The organism is Desulfomicrobium macestii (genome assembly GCF_014873765.1).
GTDB classification, from domain to species: domain Bacteria; phylum Desulfobacterota; class Desulfovibrionia; order Desulfovibrionales; family Desulfomicrobiaceae; genus Desulfomicrobium; species Desulfomicrobium macestii.
The window spans coordinates 1-2571 of record NZ_JADBGG010000081.1 but is presented as its reverse complement, the minus strand read 5'-3'; the positions used below and the strand labels follow the sequence as shown (position 1 = coordinate 2571).

At 59.1% G+C, this 2571-nt stretch carries 2 protein-coding genes; both read right to left on the bottom strand.

What is annotated here, in order from left to right; translation table 11 throughout:
* Positions 1-83: 83 nt before the first annotated feature.
* A complete protein-coding gene (gene istB / locus H4684_RS20380; RefSeq protein WP_192625162.1) occupies positions 84-842 on the bottom strand; it encodes an IS21-like element helper ATPase IstB in 759 nt (252 codons plus the stop codon).
* Between the two features lie 10 nt (positions 843-852).
* Complete coding sequence (istA, locus tag H4684_RS20375; protein WP_225940600.1) at positions 853-2361, bottom strand: IS21 family transposase; 1509 nt, start codon at positions 2359-2361, stop codon at positions 853-855.
* Positions 2362-2571: the final 210 nt, after the last annotated feature.

Sequence of the window (2571 nt, the reverse complement as noted above, 5' to 3'; positions counted from 1 at the left end):
CTAATGGAGCCACCGATCGGCACCCTAATAGATCCAGCAAAAGTGAGAGATTTTCGCTCGGACGACCTCGTCTGATTACGTGTTTATGAGTCGCCTCTGCAAGGAGAAACATCCATGCGAGGAGTCCTATAGCTCTTGCCGTCCAGCACGATTTGATAGGCACCGTGCATGATCCGGTCGAGGGTGGCCGCGCCGAGCAGCTTGTTGTGGAAGGCGTCGTTCCATTCCGAGAAGTCCAGATTGCTGGTGATGATCGTTGGTCGCCGCTCGTAGCGATCTGCGATGACGTCGTGGAAGTCTTCGTCCTGACCGGGGCGCATGGGCTTGAGGCCGAAGTCGTCGATGATGAGCAGGTCTGCCTTGGTCAGTGCCGCCAGCTTGCGCTCGAAGTTACCCACGGCCCGCGCTGAGGCGAGTTGGCCCAGCAGCTTAGCGTGAGAGGCAAACACGGTGTCGTAGCCGCGACGTACGGCGATGTGGCCCAGCGCCTGGGCAAGGTGGCTCTTCCCGGTGCCGCAGGGGCCGACGATGAGCACCGGGACCTTCTCCTCCAGGTAGCGACAGGTGGCCAGATCCATGATCTGCGCCTGGTTCACCCCGAGGTTGAAAGTGAAGTCGTAGCTTTCGAGCGTCTTCTGCGCGTTGATGCCGGCTCGGCGCTGCCTCATGACGAGTTTACGCTGCTCACGGCGAGCGATCTCGTCCTCGATGAGCAAAGCCAGGAAGTCGGTGTAGGCGAGCTTCTGCTCCACGGCTTGACGGTTGCGGATCTCCAGGGAGTCCAGGATGCCGGAGAGGCGGAGCTGTTTCAGGTGCGGCGTGAGTTGAGGCATGGGGTTCATTGCTGTGTCCTTAGTTGAGCAGGTCAGAGTTGCGGGTGAAGCGGGACGTTCCGCCGTAGGCATCAGGCAGGGCGATTGGCAGGGAGAGGTTTTGTTGGTCCAAACCCTTCTCCAGGATGTTCTTCACGTTGCGGTACGTTCCGGCTCCGTGATCCAGGGCTCTGGCGCAGGCCGCCTCCAGTCGTCGTTTGCCGTAACGACCCTGAAGTTGCAGCAGACCTTGAACAGCTCGCAGGTTATCGAGGACGCGGTGGGTAAAGAGATCATGGACCAGTTCCAGGCAGCGTTCTCCGATTTTTTCAGCCTGAGCCAAGCACCATTGCGGATCACGCATCAGGTAAGCCGTAGCTTCCGGCGGCAAATGGTCCTGCACCGTGCTGCGTGCGCCGGGTTTGAACAGCCGGGGATGAGTGGCCACGAGTTTTTGTTCATGGAAGATCTGCACGGTCTTCTCCGTGGCACGAAGCCAAAGAGACTTGTGGACCAGTGTGAACGGGGCGGAATAGAAGGCTTTTTCGAAGTGGACATGGCAGTTGCCATGCAACTTCACCGATGCCCATGCTGCCAGTTCGGGCGCGATATCCGGCAGGGGACGCAGGAAATCCTTCTCCATCTCGGCGAAACGAACCAAGGGCTTCTGCTTGGTCGTGCCGTGAATGCGGTTTCCGGCTATGCCCATGACCCATTCGTGGAGTTGGCGGTTGGCGTCAGCCAGACTGCGGAACTCTCGCAACTTTGCGAAGCTGTTTTTGACGTATTTGATGTTCGATTCGACGACGCCCTTTTTCTGCGGGTCTCGCGGAGGGCATGCGGAGACCAGAAAGGAATACCCCTCGGCAAACTCGGCATAAGCCCGCTGGACTTCTGGTTCGTAGTAGCAGGCGCGGGTGATGGCACACTTGGGGTTGTCGATGACTGTCTTGAGTGGCGTGCCGCCGAAATGCTCGAAAGCCCGGCGATGGCAGCCCAGCCAGGTTTCCACGCGTTGGTTGGTGACCAGTTCGGCGTACATGTGCTTGCTGCACGGGAGCGTCATGACGAAGAACCACGTCTTCATGACCTCGCCGGTATGGACGTCGGTGATGACGGGGCCTGCGCCAAAATCGATCTGGGCGGTCTCGGCTGGAGGATGATCAAGGAAGACAGTGGCTACCGGCGCTGACTTCTGGTGGCTCTTGAGCAGGCGTCGCACCGAGTCGTAGCTTCCAGTGAAGCCGTAACGTTCGACCAGAGCCTGATGGATCGTCGTGATCTGTATCCCCTCGTCGGCCCATGTGCAGATCTGGTCGACAAAGGGCTTTGCCAGGGACTGTGATGGTTGCGTTCTCCTTGGGAGCTGAAGCAGGGATTCCAGGACATCGTTGGGCGGGAGGGGTTGACTGCGGTCCAGCCAGCCTTGCTCCAACGCCAGGACGCGAAGCTGCGCGGCTTTAGGCCGCCCCATTGCGCCTGCGCGGGCAATATCCCGGTCAGACTCGCCTAGTCGCATCCGGGCGATGACGTGACGTATTTCGTGCATTGCGAACCTCCTGTTGGCCATCCCTTCCTCCTTGTGTTTCAGGAGGTCCGGGATAGGCGGTGAGGAAGTCCGAGCGAAGTGTTTTTATGGCTCTCTCAAAATCAGGGTGGCTCCATTAGGGGTGCACACCAAGTGGCTCCATTAAGGGTGCCGATGAACTGGCTCCATTAGGGTGCCGACGTTTTGGCTTCATAGGGGTGCTGATCAACA

Excerpts from the sequence above, each read along its gene's own strand:
- istB (WP_192625162.1), bottom strand. The coding sequence starts at position 842 with ATGAACCCCATGCCTCAACTCACGCCGCACCTGAAACAGCTCCGCCTC.
- istA (WP_225940600.1), bottom strand. The coding sequence starts at position 2,361 with ATGCACGAAATACGTCACGTCATCGCCCGGATGCGACTAGGCGAGTCT.